Here is a 22163-nt window from a genome sequence, read left to right on the forward strand (position 1 = left end):
TCCCCTACTCTTTGGCAAAGAATGAGGAGAGGAATAACGTGAAAGTCACATCTGTCGGTGCAGCCATGCTGCTATTAATTGTTGGTAACCTAATTGCGGTGCTCTCAGACGCTTTGATCAAAAGCGTCGGTAACGAGGTGCCGGTTTTTCAGTTCGTATTTTACCGACAATTGTCCGCTGTGATGATGTTATTGCCCGTGTATTTATTCACTAAACAAACCCCTCTAATGGAAGGCTTTAAATGGCATGCTGTGCGTGCTCACGTGTGGTTGACGGGTGCTATTTTTATGGTTTTTGCGATCTCTTCAATGCCGCTCGCAACCGCCAATGCGATCTTCTATGCAGCTCCACTTATCATGTTGCCACTTGCCGCATTCTTTTTTGGTGAGAAGCTCTCTGCTCAATCTATCGCAGCTGCCGTCATGGGCTTTGCTGGCGTGCTTGTAATTATTCGTCCTGACCAAATTGATTGGGCGGCATTATCAGCATTAGCGGTCGCGATAACACTAGCCATCAACAACTTATTGATCCGTAAGCTGCCAAAAAATCAATCCGTCGTCCACACGCTACTTATGACCAACCTCGCGGGTATTCCAGTATCTCTGCTGCTTGTGTTTATCGAAGGGGAAGCATGGGATTGGAGTTCATTCCCAGTCGCGACAGGATCTAGCTTATTCATTATGATTTATGCGGCAACTTGTGTACTGGCTTACCGCTCTATTGATAGCAACAAAATTGCCAGTGCCGAATACAGTGGTTTAATTGGCGCTGTCTTCGTTGGTTTAATCTGGTTTGGTGAAGTACCGGATATCTTTATGGCGATTGGCACAGTGATGATTGTCGTTCCTTTGATTTGGCTATCCAAACGCGAGCGTAGAAAACAAAAACAAGCGCAAGCCGAAAAACAATTGGAAGAACAAAATCACCATCAAGCACCTGCGGCGTAAATGGACTAAAAAGCCGAGCATTCATCTGAAGTGACCCCGTAAAGTTGGACATTTCTGTTAAGCGGCTTTCAAGGCCTGAGTTCGATACTCTATCGGAGTCAGGCCTTTTAGCTTCACCTTTATACGTTTGGTATTGTAGTACTCGATGTATTCTTTAATTTGCTCTATCAGAGTATCTGCATCTTCAAAGCTCTGGTTGTGATACATCTCTGTTTTAAGTAAAGCAAAAAGTTTTCTGCAACAGCATTATCCAAGCAGTTACCTCTTCTCGACATACTTTGTATTAACCCACTCTCTTCGATTTTTGCTGATATTGTCGATGCCGATATTGCCAACCTTGATCGCTATGTATAATTGGCTTTGAGTTCGGTCTAAGCTTTGATATCGCTTCCGTCAACATATCAATGACAAGCGGCAAACAGGCATTTTTAGCTACTCTATAAGCAACCACCTCTTGAGTAAACAAGTCGACAACCGGAGACAAGTACACTTTCTGCTCTTTGACTTTGAACTCCGTAACGTCAGTTACCCACTTTTCATCTGGCTGGGACGCACTAAAATCTCTTTCAAGTATGTTGGGAGCCGTTCTTCCAGACTCACCTCGATATGAACGGTACTTTTTAATCCTGACCGTTGATTTAAGGTTTAGCTGAGCCATAAGCCTTTGAACCGTCTTGTGATTCAACATGAAGCCTCGCTTTTTTTAGTTCCAAGTGAATACGGCGGTAGCCGTATCGCCCCCTTATGCTCATGATAAATTGACTTTATCAACCGCAGTTCACTTTCGTAACTATCAGTACGCTTGCTCGCTTGAGCCTGATAATAAAAGACACTTTTCGCCAGTTGCAGAGTTTGCAGCAGGTGCTTCAGTGGGTACTTACCTTTAAGAGTTAGAGCTATGACCGCTTTTTCTTTGTTCGACGGTTCTTTTCTTGCTCCAACTCTTCCAACTTTTTTAGAACAGCATTCTCAGTTCGTAAGTAGATCAACTCCTCTCTTAGCTCCTCAAGTGTCATTTCATTATCTGGTTTAGTGGTACGTTGAGGCTGCTGTTTCATTGAAGGTCTTCCTTTCTGGCGAATTTTGAGCCCTTTGATACCGAGCTCGTTAAATCTTTTGAGCCAGACAGAAAGTATCCCAGGGGACGAGAGGTTAAATACTGCGCTAGTGTGCGAGAGAGACCAGTCATTCGTCCACATTAAATTTAATGCTTTTAGCTTTGTTTGAGCAGAAACAGCATGTTTAGTTGGTAAAAATGAAGCTGCACCATGGATAGCAAAAACTTGGGCCCAATACCGAATCTGTCTCGAAGAAACTGAATATTGCTTTTCTAAATAACTAGATGACGTACCATTTAAGCATTGTTTAGCAATGACACATTTTAGCTCGCGGCTATATTTGGACATAAAAAGACCCCCAATAATTAGTGTCCAACTATTGGGGGTCAGTTCAATCGCTCGGCTTTTTTACTTTAGGACGAGACAGACAAATCTTGCCTCTCGCTAGTTATCAACTTACTGGTTTTTGATGGCGTTAATGGTTACCGCTTTTTGCTGTAGCGCTTTAAAGTCAGCGCTCTGCTTAATTTGGTTCAAGGTGTCAGTAACATCAAACGTACCAACCACCTGTTTTGCAGCCTCAAAGGGTGTCACTCCTTTTTCCAATTGAAGGATGTCATAGCCTGCCGTCTTCAAGGTATAAATAGCGGCTGCACCACTTGGATAGAAGTACCCCCAGCCAAACTGAGACTCCACACTTTCACGATTTTGATACTGAGTCGTAAACGCGTAGCTATCAACGAACTTGAGCTCGGAAAAATTCGGTAGCGCATTTCTCAATGCCATCACTTCAACATACCAAGCACTGCCTTCAAACAACTCTTGGCCAAGTCCCATATTCTTCGCATAACGCTTACTACTGGTATCAATATTGATTTGCTCCTGAGTCAAAGCGATGTATTGCTTGAGCATGGTTTTCGCTTCGTCTTGGGTCATTGTTTTAGGCAAAGATTTAAACAGATCCAGTACCGCTAGCTTGTAAGTAATCTGCTCTACATTCACAGGGTAACCGTTGAGCTCGTTGAAGTAATTGGCAGGGTCGCTAAAGTGCTCCAGTTGATAATCATGAAACATCTCATGCACAGCTAATGCAATGGTGTTGCGTTGATGCTCACCTTTTACGAAGGTCTCTGAGGGCTTATACACTTGGAGATAGTACTTCGCTCCGTTAAACGTATATTGCCTTTCATACGCCCCATTACCTTTGTTTATTACGTCATGAAAGACGTGCATATTGTTTTCGTATTGATAGATATTCAGAGCACCACTTTCATTGACGCCTAACTTTTGCGCTTCCTCTGGGACTTTGGAAGGATTGACCAAATAGGCAGTGACTGGCGTGCTGCTTTTTTCATCCAAGCGTAGAAAGTAAGCTGGCGTACCTGATAAGTAGTTCCCGTAACCGCCCCAAAGGGATTGGAATTTCAGTGCATTCACAGAAGCATTAAGTTGCTCGAAAAGCTTACTATCAACCTCACTGGTCAAAGACGTTTCGCCTTCAGGGGAGACAAGTTTACCTAGGCCGTATTTGGTTATCTCTTGCTCAGACATATTGTGTATGTTTTGTGCCGACGCTGCATTAATCGTGAAGTAGTAGAAACCTTCAGGGTCTGGCAAACCGATCTTCTTGTAGTAATCAATGTAAGGTTGATGATACTTGTGACCGACAGGGAAATCCGTTGCGACTTGGTCTTCGGTTGCCCATGAATGAACGCCAATCGTTGCACCGCTTTCAATTGTTCGATTTACACCAGCCAAAAATAAATCTGTACCGCCAGAGGCAATCTGCCCACTGCTCGCAATATGGGAATCCAGCTGTTTAGCACGAACTTGGTAAGCCAGTTCCAGGTTTGATTCATCATCAACGGAACCATCAATACTAATGAACTTAAGCTGCTTCACGTTACTGTGTTTCGCCATCATTTGCTCGAACGCCTTTGGGGAGCCCTGACAAATCACCCCTTGCAATTCTGCGATGTCTCCTTTCACCACAAATGACAAGCCAGACTCTTGAGCTGACAGTTGGTCACCACACTGGGACGTAAATGTGTTAGATTCCTTAGCGCTTCCATCTTTCCCTTCTGAACCACAACCAGACACCGCCAAGGCAATGCTCATGGCCAATACTCGTTTTTTCATTCCTTTCTCCAATAAAACACCGTTCAATATTGAGGAGCATGATAAACAAAAAAACTGCACTTTCTTCTGATTCTTACGTTCGCTTACACGCGCTTAAGAAACCTTCAGTAATGGCGTTTTTGTAAGTGAGCAATGTAAGTGCTTGCATGTCAGTCACTGGTGAAAGTCGTTGTTAGCATCAACTGCTATAGTTAAAACAGTAAATAAAAACTAGGGCAGTGCTGAATTCGTCATCGTTTCCATTAACTTCTGATCATGTTTGCATTCTAGGGTGACTCATCGCCGTGGATACAATTCATTCACTGCCTCTCCTTTGAGGGCCTGTGCATGCAAAATGGTTTCCAAACGACACTTCGATACCTAGTCACTTCAACACTTTGTTTCTTTGTTTTATTCAGTACTTTTTCTCATGCAGCTCAATTAAAAGTTGGGACCTATCCATGCCCACCCTTTGTGATCGGCTCAGTCGATACTCAACTGAATGGTTTAAGTGTTGAGCTGTGGGAATTGATTGCGAAGGAGATGAATGTGGAGTTTTCCTTCGAGCATCACCCGTTAGATGATCTGCTCAATGCCATTGAAGCTGAGCAAATAGACATTGGTGTCTCCTGTATATCCATCACACCAGAGCGTGAACTTTTCGCTGATTTCTCGCATTCTTTTTATGAAACCCACCTCGCCATAGCAGTAAAAAATCAGGGGTATTTTCATACCCTACAATCCATATTTTTAAACCCTGCGTTATGGCTCATCATTGGTGTCATTGTTCTTATTGCTGGTGTTATTGGTGCCTTCTTCTATGCATTAGAGAAAGGGAATAATGAGAAGCTCTACTCAATGAAAAGTCGCTCAGGCCGCTGGATAGAAAGCTTTATTCTCGGCTTACTCTTCATCACTCGCGGGCCGTTTAACTACTTCGAATTTAAGAGTTTAACCGGACGAATAGTTACCGTGTTTATTGGAGTGTTCAGTATGCTTTTCATCGCGAGTATTACCGCGGTATTAGCCAGTAAGCTCACTCTCAGCCAAGGCGCTTCACAGATAAAAGGGATTAACGACCTTGCCAACGTTGAGGTTGGTGCAAAGAATGCCACCACTTCCTCTCTGCTTTTGACGAGTTTCGGGCTTCGTCATAAAACATACCAAGATATGCCCACATTGCTTGCTGCACTAGAGAATGGTGAAGTCGAGGCCATCGTTGCCGATGATGTCGTACTCAAATACATGATTGGTAATGGCAGAATATCAGGGCAATTTGATAATTTAGAGGTGCTACCTTACCAGTTAGAAAAGCAGAACTATGGCTTCATCATTACAGAAAACAACACGTATGAAGAAGAAATTAACCGTGCGCTTCTGCAAATTCGTGAATCACGGAAATGGCGCAAAACGTTAGTCGATTACTTTGCCGATAAGTAATGTCGAGTTGCCATGAATCTTAATTTTCATTGAAATAAGAAAAAGCCCTTTAATCTAAAGGGCTTTTAGGTTCAACTAAGTCGGCAATTATTGCGGTAGTACTACTTTGCCATCTTGAATTGGGAATGTCTTACCTGCTGGCTTGCTTTGCATACGAACGGTTGTTGGCGCGCCAGCAACTTCGTAAGTGACATCGTAACCTACTACTTTCTCAGAAGTGGTGTATTCAGTGTGACATTGCTTTTCAGTTGACGTGACTACATCACCTTTCTGCACATTGTCTTGAATCTTACGACCTGTCATTGCACCTGCAACAGTACCGGCTGCAGTTGCAATCACTTTACCAGAACCACCACCAATTTGGTTACCTAAGGCTGCACCTGCTGCTGCTCCGCCGACAGTACCAAGTATCTTGTTGTTGTCTGTTGGTTCAACTTTGTGAGTTACGACTACATCTTTACATACTTGATGCGGGTTCTTCACCGTTTCCGTCACTGCTTCAACCAGCGTGATGTTTGCTTCTGTTGGTGCTGGTGGTGTCTTGTCTTTACAGCCTGCGAGAACGGCTACAACCGCAGTTGCGATTGCGATAGATTTCATATTCATGGTTTACTTCCCAGTATGGTTATCTTTGCTTGGCGGTATAGTAAATCTAGAAGAAAAATTCACATCAGGTGAAAACAAACATCCGGTCATTAGCAGGTTAAAATACGGCGTTTTATAAAGACTGTGTTAGAGAAAACTCAGAGAAAGGTCAATTGGAGCGAGATCACATCAGTTTGAACAATGAATATTGCGTTAAATACAACGCTAAGTTGAGCAAACTTTAGGCAGGCACCATCCAGCGAGTCCAAAATGCTAACAGCATGGTTGCAAAAAGTATCCAGACCAGAGTTGCGGCGGTGAGTGTGCCAATAAGGCTCAAACGATAGCTGAAGTAAAATACCGAAATCAAATAAGCGGCGTAAGGAATCAAAGAATAAATGCCAAACAATGCCGTTTGGCGAAGTGCTTCCATATCTCGATCACTGCCCACAATAAAATGCGCAATCAATGCGAAGGTCGGAAACAAAGGCACCAAACCAGCAATATAGAAGCTTTTTGATTTAGAGAGCATGGCAATGATCAACACAGCGCAAGCTCCGAGTATCGATTTTAAAAATAGACTGGTCATTAATAGGTTAATAAAGTGACTACGCTAAACTCAAGAACAATTCATCATCCGTCAGGTATTTATGACGATGGCTGAGCGTTCGCAAATGCATAAACATAAAATCAGGAAATCCTGGTGCAATCATATTGTTCGGCTCCCAAAAAATGCCGCCAACAAACACGTAACGCCCTTGTTTCTCTTCTTCATGTAGTGGGTTATTGATTGGCGTAGTAAGCTCTGCACGACAGCCTTCAACAACACAAACAATCTGACCTTTGAAGATCCCGATCACTCGTTTCACAAGATTCGCTTTTATTCCACACTTCCAAGCTTGGCGCGTTGCCCACTCATAGCCGTGTTTGTTGATCGCTTTTTTCTGTAGATGCACAACCAAATTCATCGTTCATTCCTGACTTGACCTTTGCTTGTACTATAACCAAATCGCCTGTTAGGTTTGCCGATATTAATTTATCGAAACCATAGAAGGTAAAAATCAAGAAACGAGAGCGTTACAACAATTCGCCTTTTACCTAACGATTTTTAGGATTTTTCTGACATCAGAAACCGCGTTGTGTTGCATAAAATGGCTGCATATTTATAAAAATAATGACAGCGATAGTAAAGGTGACGTATGGCTTTTGATGACTACTGGAAAAAAGTGCGCGAAAAGCACCTGAAAAGTGCCAATCTAGAAGGGCTTATTGTAAAGAGGATACGTGCGAACACAGGAAGTAAGCGTCTTCCCTATCGCATGAAATGTGGCGCACTATGCGAAATAAAATACAACGAAAGTTGCGCCACAGAGAAAGAGTGATGACAAAACATCACCCTTATTCATCGATAGCTTAAGCGTCGATAAGGTAGTTATCGCCTTCGTCTTCGAGGCGATCAATCAAAACACGGCACTCATCAAGATCGAGCGGTTGCTCAAAACGACGCTTCAAATTCATCAGAAAGAAGATATCTTCGCACATCGCTTTCTCTGGCTCATCGCTGATTTTCGCAACAGGTGAGCCGTTGCATGACACCATTTTAATAACGATAGACAGAGGTTTGTACGCAACACTTTGTGCGTTCACGTACTCGCCCATATCGTTGGCCAAAAACGTACCAATACCAAAGCTGATTTGTACTCGACCTTGGAAGTGCTCACAAATATCCAATGCTTGGTCAAAGTTCAAGCCGTCTGTAAACACCAAGGTTTTGGTCATAGGATCGATGCCAAGCGATTGGTAATGCTCAATCATCTTCTCGCCCCATGTGTAAGGGCAGCCACTGTCATGACGAACACCAGCGTAAGCATTACTTAGCTCTTCATCGAAGTCTTTTAAGAACGCATCAATACCAATGGTGTCTGTTAAAGCAATGCCTAACGCGCCATTAAACATCTTTTGCCAACGCTGCAATGCTACCTTTTGTGAATCACGAACATTCACCAGCGCTTGATGTCCCATAAACCATTCGTGTGCCACCGTACCGATTGGCGTGAGAGCAAGCTCTTTCGCCAAATGGTAGTTACTGGTTCCAGTTAGGCTGTCAGGCAACTCTTCGCTCAGATACTGCAGCATTGATCGCTGTGCTTGAAACGAGAAACGACGACGCGTCGACATATCCGCAAACTTAAAGTTAGTGATATTGCGGCGTGTTAGTTCAGATTTTAGATGACTAACTTTCTCTTTAAGAACAGATTGGAATTGCTCGACTGGAATGTCTGCCCAACGTGCACGGCTGCGCACTTCGGACACAATACTCATGATGATGGTTTCGTAGAGAATGGTTTCTTTCCAAAGACCATTGATGGTGATGCGTAATTGGCTTGTGCCATCAGCCATGGTTTTAGTATTGAAAGAAACGTCACGTTGAGGGTTAAAACGAAATGCATGCAGAGCGTCAACAAACTCAGAGCTAAGATAAGGCGCGACGCCTTTCATGTACTCGATTTCTTCTGCCGAGAAAGTGATGTCTTGCAGTTTTAGAACTTCCGCTTTCACATCTGGCAGTAGTTCAGACAGGTCTTCTTCACTGCGAACAATGAATTTGTAGGACACCATCGCATCTGGATAAAGCGTTGCAACAGCACTCATCATATTCACTTTGTATACGTCAAAATCTAACGCACTTTGAATGATGCGAGACGAAAATAAATTGGTGGTCATTCGGAGCCCTTCTACACGCCCTTTTTCGTTTATACCCAAATTCCCTCAGCACGGTGCAAACCGCATCTTATTGTTTTCCCAACAAAGTTGGTGGGAAGTTCTCAACAAGGCAAACTTGGGTATATAACTTGTTGTTACTAACTAAATTGCGTAAACAATAAACACCCACTATTAGTTTGTCAACTTTTGTTACTAACCACTCTTTTTTATAAGGTTTTTACGCGCAATAATCCAACAGCTATTGTGGACAACCTGAACATATACGCACATTCATGCTTAAACGCCACCACTAAGAAAATGCATGTACGTTTCTAACAATCGGTTACTTACCCATTGATTGACTACTTGTTATGCGCTAGATTACTTACAAATCAATCTCAGGACCCAATCATGATCGTAACTGTCGACATCATTCCATTCAGACTATCTGGCTGTGCCGATAAAGGATTGGAAGTGTTGCTGATTAAACGCTCAAATCCAGAACGCCCCTACCACGGTGTGTGGGCTTTGCCTGGTGGATTTGTGTTTGATAAAGACATGACGCACGAAGGTGGACGAGCAGCAGACGAAAACTTCGAAGCAGCGCGACGTAGAATCTGCCGTGAAAAAATTCACACCTACCCTCGCCACTTTAGCGAAGCTTTTGTCGATGGCGACCCAAAGCGTGACCCTGAAGATTGGAGCCTGAACATCACCCACTATGCCTTAGTAGACCGCAATAACAAAGAACAAATCGACAACGCTGGTGTACCAGAATGTCATTTGAAGTGGTTCCCGCTGCAAGCAATCCTTGATGGCGAAGAAACCCTCGCTTTTGATCACCAAAAGATGATTGAAAAGGCATGGCAGAAGCTGCGTGCCTCTATCGAATACACCTCGGTCCTGTTGTTCGCACTTGATAAAGAGTTTCTGGTTGCCGACATCATTGCCGCCTATCAAGAGTTCGGTATCGACATCAGTCGCATGACGATCAAACGCCGCTTGATTGATTCAGGTGTACTCAAGCCAACCAACAAAGTCGCTTCCACCAATAAAGGTAAAGGCGGTAAGCCAGCCATGGTGTACACCCTAGCAAGCGACGAAGTGACCTTTTTCCAAAACTGTTTGCGTGGTTAACGCAAGCACAAAAGACAGACAAGGAGTCTGCCATGACCGTTCGAGTTAACTACCAAACTACCGCAGTGATCGACGTGGATCCTGAAAAAGGCTTCACCGAACTTTGTCCTGACGAGCTGCCCGTCACTGGCGCATTAGACATTGTTCCTGAGCTATTAAAGAACCACACTAAAGGTCGCTTAAAGCTCGTTAGCCGTGATTTGCACCCACCAAAAGCAGCTTGGGATGCAGAAACGCCAGCGAATATGCTTGAACCTGTCGGCCTACCTAATGTGGACATTAAGTGGAACCGCCACTGCGTGCTTGGTACTACAGGCGTTGAACTGCTGGACGGCCTACCTCCTGTTCTAGAATACGATTTCCAAGTCAACAAAGGCATGGACCCAGACGCACACCCTTATGGCATCTTTTTCCACGACGTGGCTGATACCAAAACTACAGGTGCGAATGAGTTCCTCAAGTTCAACCACATCGATACGGTGGTTGTCGGCGGCTTAGCGCTTGATTTTTGTGTGAAGAAGTCCGTCACTCAAGCGCTCGATTTAGGTTTCAAAGTGATTGTGAACCTAGCCTCTAGCCGCGCAGTATTTCCAGATACTATCGATGCAGTGATTGCAGAGATGGAAGAGAAAGGTGCAGTATTTGTTAGCAATGCAGATGACATCATCGTCGAGAATTTCGCGTAATTTGCGTCGGTTTGAACCTAAGCCCATCAGCTTTTGCTTAAAAAGAAAACGGTCCAACTTATCTGGACCGTTTTTTGTTTGTGGCATCTAAGAAGGGGATTACTTAATCACACCACACACAATGCGAGCACCGCCGCCGCCAAGTTTCGCCGGATGGTCAGAATGATTATCGCCACCCGCATGAACCATCAAAGCACGACCTTTTACGTCATCAAGTTTTACTCGTGGTGCCAATACTGGCTGATCCGCCACACCATGAGCATTCACGTAAAGCGCTGGTAAATCGCCAAGGTGATTGTCGTCCGTCCAAGGGAAGCCATGCTTACCTGTTTTTTCTGGGTCATAATGCCCTCCGGCAGCACCGCCAAGTATCGTTTTACCTTCTTTGGTAATGCTGTCACACGAGCCGTTAGCGTGTAAGTGGAAGCCATGTGTACCAACAGGTAAACCCTGTAGTTTCGGCGTAAAAACGGTGCCGTAATCACTGTCGCTGATCATCACAGTTCCGGTGGATTGACCAAAGCCAAGGTCAATCATTTCTACGCTTATTGTCTCGGCAAAAGTTGGGAAAGAGAGAAGCGTAAGTGCAGCAAGCCATGTTGTTTTATTCATACTGTGGGTCCTATTTATTGTTATTTATCAGTGTTGAAGTGATTTCAACACATTGGATTGACCATAGATTTCGGCAAACTCTTTCAAATTTAACCCTGCTTTATTGCGCAGCTCTGGTGAACAGTCCGCTTGATAGAGGTCTTTCGCTATGCCAATTTCACGCTTGATGAGTGCTCCCATTAATGCAGTGTTACCACGTTTATCTTGCAGGCAGGCGTTAGCGCCAGAATCGAGCAGCAAGCGAACGGTTTCTCGATGTCCTTGATACGCTGCCACCATCAATGCGGTATAACTTTGAGTGTTACGTTGGTCGATTGGGAAGCCTTGAGAAACAAATGTATCGACCACTTCGTTATTGCCAATTCGCGCTGCGTCAAAGAACAGTTCAACCAAAGATTGGTATTCCTCTTCTAGTTCGTCTTCGGCAGCTAATAAGCTCAGCGAGAAGCTTAAAGAGAACAAAACGGCACTGAGCAAAAACACGGTTTTCATTTACTCACCCTCACTAACAGAATTTGAGAATGACCCACGGGAGCCCTGATTTTCGGGCAGAAAAGAGCAGATAAATCTCCCGCAGGTCAAAACTTATTGCTTACATCATCGCTTTGTTTTTCACTTGCTTAAGATTGGTATCTGTCGCTTCAGCCAGACGCGTACCGTACTCTTTATCTGCGCGATAGAAATAGCTCACCATGGTTTCCTTAACGTCTTTATCTATCACCTTGTTCAGGTCACCCGCTAAGTTAGCAATCAAATCACTCTGGCCTTGCTCGCTCATGCTGCGGAACAACACACCCGCTTGGTAGAAGTTGCGAGGATTGCTGATTGCTCTCTGTTGAACAGTGCCAACCAGCTTGGTTTCAACCGCTTTAAATTGCGTGTCTTCTGCCAGCGCCAATTTACGGCTTGGTTCGTAGTTCACATCACCATTGCCTTGCTTCGCGTTGTTGCTCAATCCATCTTGGTTATGGTTGTTCACTGATGCTAAAGGACGGTTTACTGGCAGTTGGAACAAGTTCACACCCACGCGGTACAGCTGTGTATCTGCATAAGCGAACAAACGGCCTTGTAGCAAACGGTCTTCCGATGGCTCGATACCAGGAATCAAATTCGAAGGCGCAAATGCCGACTGTTCAGTGTCTAAAAAGAAATTTTCTGGTAGGCGGTTCAACGTCATAGTGCCGACTTTTTGATCCGGTACATTCAGCCATACTTTGGTCGCATCCAACCCGTTGTAATCCAGTTTGCTCAGAGCTTCTGGTGACAGCACCTTCACGTAGAGATCCCATTTAGGGTAGTTACCACGCCCAATTTCTCTGTACAGATCATTGGTTAAATGGTTGAAGTCCTTACCCTGCATTGCGGTTACTTCATCAGGACGCAGGCTTTCGATACCTTGTTTGCTCTTCCATTGGAACTTCACATAGTTCACATCGCCTTGCTTATTAATCCACTTATAAGCGTGCACACCAAAGCCGTCCATCGTGCGATAGCTTGCTGGCGTACCTAGGTTGCTATAAACCCAAGTCAGCATGTTGGTCGCGCTCGGCTCATGACTGAAGAAATCAAAGAATCGGTTTGGATCCTGAACGTTGGTAACAGGAGACGGTTTTAGAGAGTGCACCATGTCCGGAAACTTAATTGAATCGCGGATGAAGAACACAGGCAGGTTGTTCCCTACCAGATCCCAGTTACCCTGTTCAGTATAAAATTTAGTGGCGAAACCACGAGGATCGCGAAGTGTCTCAGGTGATCCTTTTGAGTGAATAACGGTCGAAAAACGAACGAAAACAGGGGTTACCTTTCCTTTGTTAGTAAAAGGAGCGGAAACCGTTAAGTCACTAAAATCACCCGATGCAACAAACTCACCATGAGCACCTGTACCACGAGCATGCACAACACGCTCAGGAATACGCTCTCTGGCAAAACGCTGCAATTTTTGGATCAGGTGAACGTCTTGCAGTAATACGCTGCCGTTTTCACCTGCTGTGATTGAATTCTGGTTGTCACCGACTGGTGCACCGTTGTCTCTTGTCAGGGTTTGCGCCTGCAGAGATGTGCTGGCTAAGCCAACTGTAATTAATAAAAAGCTTTTTGACATCTGCATGGTTGCTCTCCAATGCGTGCTAACCATTTGACCAGTCGAGTGGTCAATGGATACTCAAAAGCTCTTTTCTGCCCACTAAGAATATATCTTCAATGATTACATTTGTTTAATGGGAAATAACGATAGATTTAATAGGGATAACCAATGAAATTTTTGAGGTTTTATCAGTTTGATTAATAAAACCTAGACTCGGGCTGAGAAACTCGACGGAAGAGTTAATACACTGACAGAAAAGCACAGCGATGAAAAGGACACCAGAATGCACCAACATGAAAAGTTAAATTACGTTGAGTTTGGCACGCGAGACATCAATGCGACTAAACAGTTTTTCGAGCAAACCTTTGGGTGGCGCTTCGTTGATTATGGGCCAGAATACAGCGCCTTTTCAGGTCAAGGCTTGGACGGTGGCTTTTATGCAGCAGAGCAAGTGAGCCAAACAACAAATGGGGCAGCACTATTGGTGTTCTATAGCTCAGATATTCACACCACGTTAGCCAAAGTCGAACAGTTCGGGGGGCAAATCATCCGCCCTATCTTCGAGTTCCCGGGAGGTTGTCGTTTCCATTTTGCCGAACCAAGTGGCAACGAGTTCGCGGTCTGGTCTGAAAAGCATTAATTAATGACAAGTAAAAGAGTAATTAATGATAGGTAAAACAATAACGTACCACCGCATTCGATAATTGACTCGAAGAGTTACAAACCCGCTCCCCCCGCCTTTTCATTTGTTGATAACGCGGGGCTTTTTGATTGCTCAAATATTATACAGTTGTTTTTGTTCTTTAAATCAAAAGCAAAGGTAAAACATGGAAGTTTTGAAGCGTTGGTTCATCGCCCTTTCTTTGGGCCTTGTGTTATCGGCATGCGGAGGGGGGGACGGCTCCTCTGTAGACAACAACTCCGCGTATGTTCCTGCGGAAAAAGTACAAGACAATATCATTTCTAATATCACTGGCGTCAGCTATCCCTACGACATCTACTTGCCAGAAAACTATGAAGAGCGCACAACATCTTTGCCCGTTATCTACGTTTCCGACGGTAATGGGACGGGTCAGGGGTTTGGTAACCTTATCGCCAATGCCGAACTCGATGTCATTCTAATCGCCATTCATGAAGGTCCTCCTGGACGCAGAAATATTGATTATTTGCCACCAGGGGTCGATGACTTCTACCTTTTCTTAACCCAAGAACTCATCCCAGTTGTCGAAGCCGAATACGATATCGATCCAAATGAACGCACACTGGCTGGACATTCATTTGGAGGCGCAAAAACAGCACATATCATGGTATCAGAAGATATTGGGAGCCAGTTTTTCAAGAATTTTATTATCGCCGACGGTTCGTTCTGGCGTATTGAAGACACCATCTATCCTTTGGAAGAGGAACGTTACGAGGCTTCGCCATGGTTAGAAGTCACCGCTATATTCAGCTCAACACACATAGGAAATCACCCCTCCGTTGAGGCTTTCTATAAACATATACAAACCAAGAACTACATGGGTTTCAATTTACCGACTCTTATCGAGTATAAAAATTTAGATCATGGAAAAATGTGGTATCACACCTACAGGGACAGCCTCCCAATCTTGTTTCCAAAAGAAGAAATTTAAGACCATCAAAATAAGTCAGTGGTAGGCAGATTCGGAACTGGCGTTGCATTTCTGGTTGATCTCATCCTTGGTTTAATCCACTGTTAGCGCAACAATTAATCAATGGGGCGCTAGACCTCGACCAAGGATGTATCATGACTGCAGCCAGTTTTTTTCGCTTACTTTGTCTCGCTGCTATTTGGGGTGGCTCGTTTCTGTTTATGCGAGTCGCTGCTAATACGTTCGGACCGGCTTACTTAATCGAGTTTCGTGTTGCATTTGCGGCAATAGCATTGCTCTTGATAGCTTTCTATCTCAAAAAGAAACTTGCCTTCACAAAACATATTAAGCACTTTTTCATTATTGGCTTATTTAATAGCGCCGTGCCCTTTCTGCTTTTTGCTTACGCTGCTCAAACACTTAATGCGTCGACCTTAGCCATTCTCAACTCAACCGCACCGATATGGGGCGCATTAATTGGTCTTGTTTGGTATCGCAGCCCTTTAACGGCAAAAGCCATTCTAGGTATGATGATTGGTATTGGCGGTGTCGCTGTACTTGTCGGTTTGGATTCTTCAATCATCGGCAGTGAGGCTACCCTCCCTATTGGGGCAAGCTTAATGGCTTCTTTCAGCTATGGGATTGCAACCAACTACACTAAAAATGCACCACAAGTCCCAGCTTTTGACAACGCACACGGCAGTATGTGGGCAGCAGTTATTTGGGTACTTCCGCTACTGCCATTTTTACCAATGCGTGCAGAACCAACCAGTATAGAGTGGAGCTCTGTGGTTGCTCTCGGTGTGGTTTGTACAGGTTTGGCTTATTTGCTTTACTTCCGCCTAGTTTCTGAAATTGGCCCAGCTTCGGCTCTCACCGTCACTTTCCTTGTGCCCGTTTTTGGCATTCTATGGGGTTACTTGATTCTGGGTGAACCTGTCGGTTTCAACACCATCATAGGGACCATTTTGGTGCTTAATGGGACAATGTTGGTGACAGGCTTCTCTCCTGCCGCAATGTTGGCGAAACGAAAAGAGAAGTTGCATAGACGTTTTTAGTCGTCACAAAATCGAATAAGGCCGCTGTTCAAGCGGCCTATTAATATCAACAACGAAATGACTAGTTATACGCCCTCGCCAACGTACCATTCCCTTGATATTGGTAGAACTTACAGTCGTTAGTGATAAACGCGGATTCTCCGGCTTTAAGAGTCAGACTTGTTTCTGATGTCATGACCTCAACTTCGCCTTCAACACAAAAAACAATCTCAGCACCACGCACAAACTGTTGCTTGTATTCTTCATCGGAAGAGAGAATATCAAACCCAAAATCGTCTACCGGAATTGGATAGCTCAACTTGTCCTCTTTGTGAATTGGCGACAGCTTAATCAGTTCCGGTTGCGTGGTGTGAAATGCTGTATTGGCGATAAGCTCATCCACATCAATGTATTTGGGCGTTAAACCAGCTCTGAGGACGTTGTCTGAATTCGCCATTATTTCCAGCGCTGTGCCTTGAACATACGCATGAGGCGTTTCGGCATGGAGGAACATCGCTTCCCCAGGCGCAAGCTCTATCGTGTTCAACATCAACGGAGACAGCAATCCTATGTCTTGCGGGTAATGCTTTTGAAACTCCGCCACATAACCGAGCACTTCCCTTTCCAATGCCGTCTTTGGACCACGCTCTAACGCTGCGTCCAGTTCTGCCAAGGCTTGAATTTTATGAGCTTCGTTCAACGTCATTATCGCCGTGAAGAAACCTTTCAACCCATCTTGATTTGGGTGTTCGGCTAACGCGGTCACCTCACCATCTAAACTGCGAATACCGAATTGGCGGAACAGCATCAGTATTTGTTCTATCGGACGAAAGCCATTCATGGCCTTGTAGAAAGTCAGCGCGTAGACCAACTCTGGCTTGTGATTAGCGTCTTTGTAGTTGCGATTAGGAGCATCAAGTGGGATACCTTGTTCATTCTCTCGTGCAAAACCAAGCTCAGCTTTACGCTTGCTAGGATGAACTTGAATCGATAGCGGAGAATCCGCCGCAAGCACTTTGAATAGATAAGGAAGTTCCCCGAAACGCATCATGGTGTAATCACCAAACATGCTTGCTTTGTCTCTCGCAATCACATCAGATAATAACTCACCGGTTGTTGCAAGGCGCGAGCAACCATTAGGGTGCGCTCCCATCCAAATTTCAGCTTGAGGTTGATGGTTTGCATTGTCGATGCCAAACAGTTTAGAAATCGACTCTTTGCTTCCCCAAGCGTAGTTTTGAATCACGTTATCTAACTTGAACAGTGACATCTCACACTCTCCCACGGTGTTTTAACACTGCAATTTGATCGCTTGAATCAAGGCTGAAACGCCCTGCTCGACTTTGCTTCTTGGGCAACCCAGATTGAGTCTGAGATAGCCTTTACCAGAGTCGCCATAAACATCTCCAGACATGATGGCGACATTGAATTGTTCAATTAACGCCTGATTAAGCAGTGTCATATCGAGATTCAAAACAGATAAGTCAATCCATGCTAAATAGGTCGCGTCTGGGACAAGGTAACTCACTTCAGGAAAGGCGCTTTCCAGAGCTTCTTTCACGTATTGATGGTTAGCCAATACATACTCGTTAAGCGCCTTTAACCAAGGTTCTCCGTGACGATAAGCCGCCATCGTACCAAGCACGCCCATGATAGAAGGCGATGAAAGACCATCCACCTCTTTGAGTTTATGCAGATAACGTTCGCGAGTTGGTGAATCCGCGATCAACGCATACGCACCATTCAAGGCTGGAATATTGAATGATTTAGACGCCGATGTGACGACAGCCCAATCTTGTGAACAACCAAACCCCACGTAAGGGACGTGACGCTTAAAGCACACATCCATGTGGATCTCATCAGAAATAACTTTGACTTGGTATTGGTTACAAAGCTCCGCCATCTTTTCCAATTCGCTTTGGCTCCACACTCGCCCTGTTGGGTTGTGAGGGCTGCACAACAACAGCACTGTGTTATTCTGGTCAGCGAGTTTGGTTTCCAGATCTTGCCAGTCAATTTCAAATCGACCCTGCTGTTTGATGAGCGGACTGCGAACGCACGTACGGTCTTGCCCTTCAATCATTTTGTCGAACGCATCATAAGCTGGCGTATGGAACACCACGCCCTGCCCCGGCTGACTCCATTGCTCAATCAACTTTGACACAATGTAGATAACCGAAGGTCCGTACACCACTTGCTGAGTATCGATTTCGCAGTCAAAGCGAGTTTGATACCAGTAGCGAATCGCGGACTTAAAATCCTCATGATTCCAGCGGCTATAACCTAATACCGGATGCTCTAAACGTTGTTTAAGCACATTCATTACAGGCTCTGGCGCAGCAAAATCCATATCTGAAATGGTAAACGGGAGTAGACCCGCTTTACCAAATCTATCCTGAACGTAGTCCCACTGCGTGCAGTAAGTGCCAGTGCGATCAATCGGTGTATCAAAGTCGAAATTCTGAGTCATACGAATATTCCAATATTAAGGTCCCTCGTCACAATCTCATTGGGGGGGAGGATGGAGATTGTGCCGAGGGGGAGCATCTATCAAAGCAATGATTAGCTAGCAGACATGATGGCTTGCATTTCATTCTTCACTAGGTGAACTTGCGTGCCAATCACGACTTGCAGGTTGTGCTCATCAAGCTTCACTACACCCAGCGCACCGTTGGCTTTCAACTTTGCGTCGTCGACCAAACTCATATCGTTAACAGACAAGCGAAGACGAGTGATGCAGTTATCCAAAGCTGTGATGTTCTCTTTGCCACCAAGAGCTACCAATACTGCGGCACCTTTGCCAGATTCGTTGATGAATGCCGCTTCAAGCTCTTTGTCCACTTCCGCCGTATCGACTTCACGACCTGGTGTTTTTAGGTTGAACTTAGTGATCGCAAACTTAAACACTGAGTAATAAACCACAAACCAAACACCCGCCACCAGCGGCACTAAGTACCATTTCGTTGCCGTGCCTTGCAGGATACCGAACACCAAGAAGTCAATCAGGTTGCCGTCTGTGTTACCGATGGTGACATCAAGCAAGCCCATCACCATAAAGCCCAGACCTGTCAGAATCGCATGGACGAAGTAAAGCACTGGCGCAACAAATAGGAACAAGAATTCAAGCGGCTCAGTGATACCGCCTACCACACAAGCTACGACGCCAGAGATAAGCAGTGCTTTGATTTTTGAGCGGTTCTCAGGGCGAGCACAGTGGTACATCGCAAGAGCCGCACCCGGCAGACCGCCTAGGAAGGTTGGCATTTTACCTTGAGACAAGAATGCCGTGACTTCCGGTGTAAATGCCGTTGTGTCAGGACAAGACAATTCAGAGTAGAAGATGTTTAGTGCGCCAGACACAGTTTGACCACACACATCCATAGTACCGCCCGCTTCAGTGAATCGAATAAGCGCAACCAAGATATGGTGAAGACCGATTGGCAGCAATAAACGTTCGCCTGTACCAAACAGCATTGGACCGAAATCGCCCGCGCCTTCAATCACATGACCGATACCATTGATGCCCGCAGCAAAGTAAGGCCATACGAATGGGATAAACACACCGACAACGCCCAGCACCAATGCAGAAATGATTGGAACAAAACGAGCGCCACCAAAGAACGCTAGTGCATCTGGCATTTTGAAGGTGTAAAAACGCTGGTGAAGTTTCGCAACAATTACACCAACGATCACCGCGCCAAGGATACCAGTATCGATCGATTCAATCCCGATGATGCTTTTCACACCGTAGGCGGCACGTTCCGCTTCACTGTCTAATACACCAGCGACGGTTAGGAAGAAGTTGATCGCAAGGTTAAACGCAGCATAACCAACGAAACCCGCGAAACCTGCCACGCCTTTTTCTTCACGCGCTAATCCAAGCGGGATAGCAACGGCGAACATCACAGGCAAATAGATGAATGCGACAAGACCGATTTTGGTCATCCACATAAACAGGTATTGCAGAGGGGTGTTGTCTAAAAATGGGATGGCTTCTTTGATAGCGGCGCTAGAAAACGAGCTGCCGACACCAAGGAGAATACCTGAGAATGCCAGCAGCGCGACTGGCAACATGAAGGTCTTGCCGAGGCTTTGCAAGAACTCCCACATGGTCGATTTATTGCTTTTAGACATAGTTTGTCTCCGGAAATTGAGAACTTGTAGGGCTCATACACATCACATTATGTGCGCATGAAGTGTTGTTTTTATGCACTCAATATACGCTGCTAAAAATTTTGATAAAACGTTTTACCAAAAATTCTGTGATCGAGTTAGATATCTTTTTCCACAAACTGTGTAGGGCTTTTAAAATCAACCTAATAGGGTTACAGTTTGATGATAAAACGTTTTTCTAATCCATAAAGTGAATCTATGTCGTCAAAAAAAGTGACCATTACAGAAGTCGCTAAACATGCTGGCGTGTCAGTTACCACCGTCTCTATGGTGTTGGGGAATAAAGGGCGGATCTCTCCAGACACAATAGAAAAGGTCAACGCTGCGGTAGAAGAGCTCGGCTATATCCGTAACCGTGCCGCTGCCAACCTACGATCCAATTCCAGCGAAATCATTGGATTGATCCTCAAAGACATCAGTGATCCCTATTACGCAGAAGTCGCAGCAGGATTGAGTGAAGAAATCGAGCAGCAAGGTTACATGCTGTTTCTGGCTCAAAGTGGGGATAGCCAAGAAAAGTTTGAGAAGTGTGTATTAACCATGGCACGCCAAGGTGTCGGTGGTATTGCCTTTTGCCCGATTGGTGAAAGCCAGCAGTTCAACGTCGAAAACCTCAAGCAGCACAATCTGCCAATGGTGTGCATTTCACGCGCTTCGGTGGATAAGCAAATCGACTACGTGGGACCAGACAACATGTACGCTGCCAAGTTGGCAACGGAGCATCTGGTTAAGCAAGGGCATCGCAGAATCGCTTATGTCGGCGGCGCGAGCAGTTCTTTGTGTCGTGCCGAGCGTATTGGTGGGTATTGTTCAACTCTGATGCAGTTTGGTTTGCCTTTCAAACCAGAGTGGGTGGTCGAGTGTGAAAAAAGCCAAGCGTCTGCCGCTCAAACTGTGCAGCAGTTGTTGTTGGAACATCCACAGATTACTGCAGTTCTTTGTCACCATTCCTCGACGGCACTAGGCGCGGTTTATGGCATACATCGAGCAGGACGTTCCATCGGTAAAGATCAGTTTATCGGCGAGCAAGTGTCGGTGATTGGTTTTGATGACGTTGAAGAAGCAGAGTTAATTGAACCACCGCTCACCTTCGTAAATTCCAATGCACGAGAGATGGGAAGACAAGCGGCAAAACGATTGATCAATCAACTCAAGCAAGAAGACAGCGAGCCTTACAGCTTGATCCTGCCTCCCAAACTCATTGTTCGTGAGTCGGCTTAACCCAACACCACCTCCACACCTTGCTTTCTCAATTGTTCGAGGTCGCTTTTCGGAGCGGCTTCGTCGGTTAACAACACCGAGATTTCACTCGTTTTACCAATCGAAGATGGGTAGATTTGCCCAAACTTACTTGAGTCCGTCAGCACGATGTTACGACGCTTTTTCGCAATGATGGTTTCGGCGATTTCTGCACGCATCATGTCTCGGCTAGTAAAGCCAGTATCTTGATGGAAGCCATCAATACCCAAGAAAGCCGTGCTGAAATGAATGTTCTCAATACACAGCTTGGTTAACGGTCCAACCAAGCTCTCGCCTTGATGCTGATACACACCACCAAGCAAGATGATGTTAGCTGAGGTGTTACGGATGAGGTGGGCGATGTACGCTGATGGAGTAATGATGGTGACGTCACCACGTTCAGCCAATGTGCGAGCCAAGAGCGCATTAGCACTGCCGCCTTCGATTAACACGGTTTCGTTTGGTGATACCAAATCTGCCGCTTTGTTGGCTAACGCTTGTTTGATGTCGAAGCGCACTTCGAGTCGCGTATCAATATCGTCACTTTGCAGCGCCGTCGCAGCGCCGTGTACACGCTTTAAGTAGCCTTGTTGCTCAAGGAAGTTCAAATCCTGCCTGATGGTCACGCCCGACACGCCAATGATGTCAGAAAGCTCCGTCACTTGAACGCGTTTGCGGTCATTAACCAATTGCAGGATTTCATTTTGTCTTGAGTTCACAGGCTCGCTCCTTATA

The 22163-nt window shown here is 45.2% G+C and carries 23 protein-coding genes; 9 read left to right on the top strand and 14 right to left on the bottom strand.

The window, feature by feature from the left end; genetic code table 11:
- Nucleotides 1-38 precede the first annotated feature (38 nt).
- Nucleotides 39-947 (top strand): DMT family transporter, encoded by a 909-nt coding sequence (locus ITG12_RS22930; RefSeq protein ID WP_038876578.1) that lies wholly within the window; start codon nucleotides 39-41, stop codon nucleotides 945-947.
- 283 nt (nucleotides 948-1230) lie between these two features.
- On the opposite strand, the gene ITG12_RS22935 is transcribed toward ITG12_RS22930, so the two are convergent.
- The 3 genes from ITG12_RS22935 to ITG12_RS22945 form a co-directional block, all read right to left on the bottom strand.
- The gene (locus tag ITG12_RS22935; protein WP_248874151.1) at nucleotides 1231-1635 is read right to left on the bottom strand and encodes a DDE-type integrase/transposase/recombinase; all 405 of its coding nucleotides are present in this window, start codon (nucleotides 1633-1635) and stop codon (nucleotides 1231-1233) included.
- 208 nt (nucleotides 1636-1843) lie between these two features.
- Complete coding sequence (locus ITG12_RS22940) at nucleotides 1844-2353, bottom strand: helix-turn-helix domain-containing protein (protein WP_038873058.1); 510 nt, start codon at nucleotides 2351-2353, stop codon at nucleotides 1844-1846.
- Nucleotides 2354-2461: 108 nt separating this feature from the next.
- Entirely contained in the window at nucleotides 2462-4144 is a 1683-nt protein-coding gene (locus tag ITG12_RS22945) for a hypothetical protein (protein WP_248874153.1), read from the bottom strand.
- Between the two features lie 327 nt (nucleotides 4145-4471).
- Here ITG12_RS22945 and ITG12_RS22950 point away from each other — a divergent pair, with 327 nt between their 5' ends.
- On the top strand, nucleotides 4472-5563 hold the full coding sequence (locus ITG12_RS22950; RefSeq protein WP_061035374.1) for a transporter substrate-binding domain-containing protein: 1092 nt from the start codon (nucleotides 4472-4474) through the stop codon (nucleotides 5561-5563).
- Nucleotides 5564-5650: 87 nt separating this feature from the next.
- On the opposite strand, the gene ITG12_RS22955 is transcribed toward ITG12_RS22950, so the two are convergent.
- From ITG12_RS22955 to ITG12_RS22965, 3 genes are all read right to left on the bottom strand, one after another.
- Complete coding sequence (locus ITG12_RS22955) at nucleotides 5651-6169, bottom strand: glycine zipper 2TM domain-containing protein (RefSeq protein ID WP_038869168.1); 519 nt, start codon at nucleotides 6167-6169, stop codon at nucleotides 5651-5653.
- 220 nt (nucleotides 6170-6389) lie between these two features.
- Nucleotides 6390-6737 (bottom strand): GlpM family protein, encoded by a 348-nt coding sequence (locus tag ITG12_RS22960; protein WP_038869166.1) that lies wholly within the window; start codon nucleotides 6735-6737, stop codon nucleotides 6390-6392.
- Between the two features lie 19 nt (nucleotides 6738-6756).
- Nucleotides 6757-7116, bottom strand: coding sequence for a hypothetical protein (locus ITG12_RS22965; protein ID WP_038869165.1), 360 nt, complete (start codon nucleotides 7114-7116; stop codon nucleotides 6757-6759).
- Between the two features lie 231 nt (nucleotides 7117-7347).
- Here ITG12_RS22965 and ITG12_RS27815 point away from each other — a divergent pair, with 231 nt between their 5' ends.
- Complete coding sequence (locus ITG12_RS27815) at nucleotides 7348-7530, top strand: hypothetical protein (protein ID WP_038869163.1); 183 nt, start codon at nucleotides 7348-7350, stop codon at nucleotides 7528-7530.
- 31 nt (nucleotides 7531-7561) lie between these two features.
- On the opposite strand, the gene pncB is transcribed toward ITG12_RS27815, so the two are convergent.
- The gene (gene pncB, locus ITG12_RS22970; RefSeq protein WP_038869162.1) at nucleotides 7562-8872 is read right to left on the bottom strand and encodes a nicotinate phosphoribosyltransferase; all 1311 of its coding nucleotides are present in this window, start codon (nucleotides 8870-8872) and stop codon (nucleotides 7562-7564) included.
- Nucleotides 8873-9262: 390 nt separating this feature from the next.
- Between pncB and ITG12_RS22975 the strand changes: the two genes are divergently transcribed.
- Both ITG12_RS22975 and ITG12_RS22980 read left to right on the top strand, forming a co-directional pair.
- On the top strand, nucleotides 9263-9988 hold the full coding sequence (locus tag ITG12_RS22975) for an NUDIX domain-containing protein (protein WP_005436370.1): 726 nt from the start codon (nucleotides 9263-9265) through the stop codon (nucleotides 9986-9988).
- A 32-nt stretch (nucleotides 9989-10020) separates the two neighbouring features.
- On the top strand, nucleotides 10021-10674 hold the full coding sequence (locus tag ITG12_RS22980; protein WP_063344420.1) for a nicotinamidase: 654 nt from the start codon (nucleotides 10021-10023) through the stop codon (nucleotides 10672-10674).
- A gap of 99 nt (nucleotides 10675-10773) precedes the next feature.
- Here ITG12_RS22980 and sodC read toward each other — a convergent pair whose 3' ends face one another.
- From sodC to ITG12_RS22995, 3 genes are all read right to left on the bottom strand, one after another.
- The gene (sodC, locus tag ITG12_RS22985) at nucleotides 10774-11286 is read right to left on the bottom strand and encodes a superoxide dismutase family protein (RefSeq protein ID WP_038869160.1); all 513 of its coding nucleotides are present in this window, start codon (nucleotides 11284-11286) and stop codon (nucleotides 10774-10776) included.
- 27 nt (nucleotides 11287-11313) lie between these two features.
- Complete coding sequence (locus ITG12_RS22990; RefSeq protein WP_038869159.1) at nucleotides 11314-11778, bottom strand: ankyrin repeat domain-containing protein; 465 nt, start codon at nucleotides 11776-11778, stop codon at nucleotides 11314-11316.
- Nucleotides 11779-11878: 100 nt separating this feature from the next.
- Complete coding sequence (locus ITG12_RS22995) at nucleotides 11879-13393, bottom strand: catalase (RefSeq protein WP_063344419.1); 1515 nt, start codon at nucleotides 13391-13393, stop codon at nucleotides 11879-11881.
- Nucleotides 13394-13652: 259 nt separating this feature from the next.
- Between ITG12_RS22995 and ITG12_RS23000 the strand changes: the two genes are divergently transcribed.
- The 3 genes from ITG12_RS23000 to ITG12_RS23010 all read left to right on the top strand — a co-directional run bounded on the left by ITG12_RS23000 (nucleotide 13653) and on the right by ITG12_RS23010 (nucleotide 16037).
- Nucleotides 13653-14009: a VOC family protein gene (locus ITG12_RS23000; protein WP_063344418.1), complete on the top strand. Its 357-nt coding sequence runs from the start codon at nucleotides 13653-13655 to the stop codon at nucleotides 14007-14009.
- Between the two features lie 187 nt (nucleotides 14010-14196).
- Nucleotides 14197-15000, top strand: a complete 804-nt coding sequence (locus ITG12_RS23005) for an alpha/beta hydrolase-fold protein (protein WP_063344417.1) — start codon at nucleotides 14197-14199, stop codon at nucleotides 14998-15000.
- A gap of 134 nt (nucleotides 15001-15134) precedes the next feature.
- Nucleotides 15135-16037 carry a DMT family transporter gene (locus ITG12_RS23010; protein WP_248874155.1) on the top strand — a complete coding sequence of 301 codons (903 nt, stop codon included), beginning with the start codon at nucleotides 15135-15137 and terminating at the stop codon, nucleotides 16035-16037.
- Nucleotides 16038-16098: 61 nt separating this feature from the next.
- Here ITG12_RS23010 and manA read toward each other — a convergent pair whose 3' ends face one another.
- From manA to malX, 3 genes are all read right to left on the bottom strand, one after another.
- Entirely contained in the window at nucleotides 16099-17286 is a 1188-nt protein-coding gene (manA, locus tag ITG12_RS23015) for a mannose-6-phosphate isomerase, class I (protein ID WP_038879635.1), read from the bottom strand.
- Between the two features lie 21 nt (nucleotides 17287-17307).
- Nucleotides 17308-18486 (bottom strand): MalY/PatB family protein, encoded by a 1179-nt coding sequence (locus tag ITG12_RS23020; protein ID WP_248874157.1) that lies wholly within the window; start codon nucleotides 18484-18486, stop codon nucleotides 17308-17310.
- Nucleotides 18487-18578: 92 nt separating this feature from the next.
- The gene (gene malX / locus ITG12_RS23025; RefSeq protein WP_248874159.1) at nucleotides 18579-20150 is read right to left on the bottom strand and encodes a maltose/glucose-specific PTS transporter subunit IIBC; all 1572 of its coding nucleotides are present in this window, start codon (nucleotides 20148-20150) and stop codon (nucleotides 18579-18581) included.
- Nucleotides 20151-20387: 237 nt separating this feature from the next.
- Here malX and malI point away from each other — a divergent pair, with 237 nt between their 5' ends.
- A complete protein-coding gene (malI, locus tag ITG12_RS23030) occupies nucleotides 20388-21410 on the top strand; it encodes a Mal regulon transcriptional regulator MalI (protein ID WP_005453001.1) in 1023 nt (340 codons plus the stop codon).
- On the opposite strand, the gene ITG12_RS23035 is transcribed toward malI, so the two are convergent.
- A complete protein-coding gene (locus ITG12_RS23035; RefSeq protein ID WP_005436345.1) occupies nucleotides 21407-22147 on the bottom strand; it encodes a DNA-binding transcriptional regulator YciT in 741 nt (246 codons plus the stop codon). The genes malI and ITG12_RS23035 overlap by 4 nt on opposite strands.
- Nucleotides 22148-22163 lie beyond the last annotated feature (16 nt).

The organism is Vibrio sp. ED002 (assembly GCF_023277445.1).
Taxonomy (GTDB): domain Bacteria; phylum Pseudomonadota; class Gammaproteobacteria; order Enterobacterales; family Vibrionaceae; genus Vibrio; species Vibrio jasicida.